Here is a 3,514-nt window from a genome sequence, read left to right as displayed (position 1 = left end):
GCGCTTACCGTCCGAGGTCGTTCGATACAGCGCAGGCGCCTGACCCCGCTTGGTCAGGGGGTTCGATCGTGCTCCCGGGGCTCCGTCGTTGTATGTCCGCGCCCGCCTGTTCATCGTCGCATTTTCGTCGACCCAGATTGGCTTCGGCGCGGGTGGCAGCGGAGTGCGATCCGCGAGCTTGCGGGCGTATGCCTGCGGTCGCAGGACGCGTTCAATGATCGGCGCTGCCTTGCGAATCGCCGGCGCGACGACGAACTTGGCCGCGCCCACCCCGAGCGCCTCCGCCGCCAACGCCTCGCCGTAAAGGCGACCGAAGTCCCGGCCCTGCTTCGCCCAGTCCCGCTCCCCCCGCTTCTCCATCACCGCACGTGCGGCGACCGCTCGCTTCAATCGCGCATATTCGTGGATCTCGCGATTCTCGCGCCGCTCGGTCCATCGTCCCGCCTTTGCGGCCCGCTCGAACCCGTCCAACTCACCGTCGGATAACGATCCCACATCATCCACCGTCTGCCGTTTGGCGGTGATGACGAGATCATCGGCGGGAGACGAATCCGGCCCGCCGCCGTCCACCGATCGCGGCCCGCTCGACCTCGCGCCACCTCCGCCGCCACCGCGCGCATGATACACGCCCGTATTGGCGAACGTGAACCGTCCCGTGTCCGGGTCGTGCCACGGATTGAACTTCCGCTCGATCCCGTCCGGCCCGCGGATCGAGGTCAGGTGCCCGGTGCGCAACCACCGGGAGAACGCCCGTCGGCGCTCGATATCGGAAATATGCTCCATCGTCCCTCCGCCCTTGACAGCGGTGAGAACATTTGAAGAACATTAGTGGAAAAGTCAAGACCCCGAACAGGGTCGGTCCCTGCTACTCCCGATAACTCGGGTCGATCCGGTCCAGCTTCCGCAGCAGCGCCGGCCACGCCAGCTTCTGCGCCAGCCCGCCCATCCCCTTCGGGTTGGACTGGTGCGCCACCTTGTCCTCGACGCCCTGATGCACCTTGTTGAGGTTCTCGCGCCCCGCCGACAGCATCTGTACCTGCGCCTCGCACGCGCGCTCCAGGAAATAGAGCCGGACGAAGCACGACGCCACGCTGTCCCCGACCGCCAGCGTGCCGTGGTTGCGCAGGATCATCGCATTCTTCTCGCCGATGTCCGCGACCAGCCGCTCGCGCTCCTCCAGGTCCGTCGCGACGCCCTCGTAATCGTGGTACGCCACGTCGTGCCCCGCGATCATCGCGGTCTGGGTATGCGGCAACAGGCCGAATTCCATCGCGCTCACCGCCTGCCCGTGCGGCGTGTGCAGGTGCATGACGGCATGCGCGTCCTCGCGCGCCATGTGGATCGCGGAATGGATCGTGAAGCCCGCGGGGTTGACCGGGTGCGTCGTCGCGCCGACCGGCTTGCCCTCCACGTCGATCTTCACCAGCGACGATGCGGTGATCTCCTCGAACATCATGTCGTACGGGTTGATGAGGAAGTGATGCTCCGGCCCCGGCACGCGCGCCGACAGGTGCGTGAAGATCAGGTCGTCCCAGCCGTACAGCGCGACCAGGCGATAGGCCGCGGCCAGGTCGACGCGCGCCTCCCACTCGCCGGGTGCGTAGGTCGGGCTCGTGTCCACCGATGCCAGCGTCGCCATCGTCTCTCTCCTCATGCGGGTCTTGTTTCGCAACCTGATAGCGCAACCCGGATCAGCCCGCCAGCAACTCCTCCACCCATGCGGGGACCAGGACGCCCGCCGGGCCGTGCCGCGCCTCGTCGAACCACGCCGTGCCCGCCGACGGTTCCAGGTTCAGCTCCAGCGTGCGCGCGCCGTGGTGCGCGGCGATCTGCACGAACCCCGCGGCGGGATAGACCGCGCCCGACGTGCCGATCGACACGAACAGGTCCGCGCGTGCCAGCGCGGCCTCGATCGCGTCCATCGAATAGGGCATCTCGCCGAAGAACACGATGTCCGGGCGCAGCGCGGGCGCGCCGCACGCGGGGCATCTGGTGCCCGGCGGCATGTCCCCGGCCCAGCCGGTGTGCGCGCCGCATCGCGCGCACAGCGCCGACAGCAATTGCCCGTGCATGTGCAGCACCTGCGCCGCGCCGCCGCGTTCGTGCAGGTCGTCGACGTTCTGCGTCACCAGCATCACGTCGTGCCTGTCCGCCGCCTGCAACCGCGCCAGCGCGCGATGCGCCGCATTGGGCGCCACCGCGGCGAGCGCCGCGCGCCGCGCGTCGTAGAAGCGATGGACCAGCACCGGATCGTCCGCCAGCGCCTCGGGCGTGCACACGTCCTCGACGCGGTGCCCCTCCCACAGGCCGCCCGGCCCGCGGAACGTGGCGATCCCGCTTTCGGCCGAGATTCCGGCACCGGTCAGGATGACGATGGTCTGGCTGTCGCGCATCGGGGTTCGATACTCGTCCGGCGGGGTGTCCGAAAGTGGTGGGAAGCGGACATCAACCACCATCCGAATAACCACAACTTTTGAAACTTATCTCGCCAGACTTGGAGCGATCGCGGTAAGTGGCGCAAACGGCGGGGCGCGGACGGACGAACGCCGCCGGTGTTGCCACCGGCGGCGCTGCCTCCCGTCCGCGCGGCGGCGCGTCAGGCGTAGGAGACGGTCGCCTTCTTCCGGCGCAGGGCGGCCCCCGCCGCACCGAAGCCCATGATCATCAGCGCCCAGGTCGCCGGCTCGGGAACGCCGGACGAGGCGGCGAGCTGAAGATCGTCGACGCCGAAGTAATTGCCGCTCCCCGACAGACCCGACGGCGTGCCGCCGGAGATCGAGAAGTTGACGAGGTCGATCCCGGTGAAGCCGAAGGTCAGGGCCGACGGCCCCGTCGTATTCAGCACGAAGCTCTGCGAATACAGCAGCGACGCGCCCCGATACCCTTCGACCAGCAACGTCGCGCCGTCGTTCCACGCCGACGCGAAATTGCCGCCGATCAGGTCGAACGCGGTGCCGTTCGATATCGACGAATAGATTTCGCCGAAATCGGACGCGCAGCCGCATGCCGATTGCTGGCCCGACGTGATGACGTTGGCGTAACCGCTGGCGCCGTATCCCGGTCCGTCGACCACCGCCCAGTTGGTGAACGTATAGCCGGCATAGGACGGCCCGATCCGTTCGAACGCCGCGACATCGGGCGTTTCGAAATCGAGCGTGTCCGCGGATGCGGCCCCCGATGCCAGGACCGCCGCACTTGCGGCCAGTGCGAACAGAAGCTTCCTCATAAAATCCCCCTCGATCTACGATTGAACCGCGGCAAAGCTCGTCAATCGCGGGCGGGGAGTCAAACCGAAATGCGGCGCATTTTTTCCAATACGGGACGATCGCGCATTTGCGGATCGCCATGCCGTGCAATCGCAATGCTTTGCGCGCGGCGCGATCGGTCGGGTCTAGTCGCGTTCCCGCGCCGGGCCGTCGGTGACGATCGTGGGGTGACAGCCGACCGGGAAGTCCACCGACCGCGCGATGAAGCACAGCGCATGCGCGCGTCGGTGCAGGTCGCGCGCCACTTG

The 3,514-nt window shown here is 67.7% G+C and carries 3 protein-coding genes and 1 pseudogene; all 4 read right to left on the bottom strand.

The window, feature by feature from the left end; translation table 11 throughout:
• Positions 1 to 783 (bottom strand): annotated as a pseudogene (locus ASG29_RS17040) (hypothetical protein); the annotation flags it as partial.
• An 82-nt stretch (positions 784 to 865) separates the two neighbouring features.
• Positions 866 to 1,639: a class II aldolase/adducin family protein gene (locus tag ASG29_RS08730; RefSeq protein ID WP_055982901.1), complete on the bottom strand. Its 774-nt coding sequence runs from the start codon at positions 1,637 to 1,639 to the stop codon at positions 866 to 868.
• 52 nt (positions 1,640 to 1,691) lie between these two features.
• Complete coding sequence (locus ASG29_RS08725; protein WP_055982899.1) at positions 1,692 to 2,393, bottom strand: NAD-dependent deacylase; 702 nt, start codon at positions 2,391 to 2,393, stop codon at positions 1,692 to 1,694.
• Positions 2,394 to 2,596: 203 nt separating this feature from the next.
• Positions 2,597 to 3,226 (bottom strand): PEPxxWA-CTERM sorting domain-containing protein, encoded by a 630-nt coding sequence (locus ASG29_RS08720; protein WP_055982896.1) that lies wholly within the window; start codon positions 3,224 to 3,226, stop codon positions 2,597 to 2,599.
• Positions 3,227 to 3,514 lie beyond the last annotated feature (288 nt).

The organism is Sphingomonas sp. Leaf412 (assembly GCF_001425405.1).
In the GTDB taxonomy this organism is placed as follows: domain Bacteria; phylum Pseudomonadota; class Alphaproteobacteria; order Sphingomonadales; family Sphingomonadaceae; genus Sphingomonas.
This window is presented reverse-complemented; position numbering and strand designations above follow the sequence as displayed.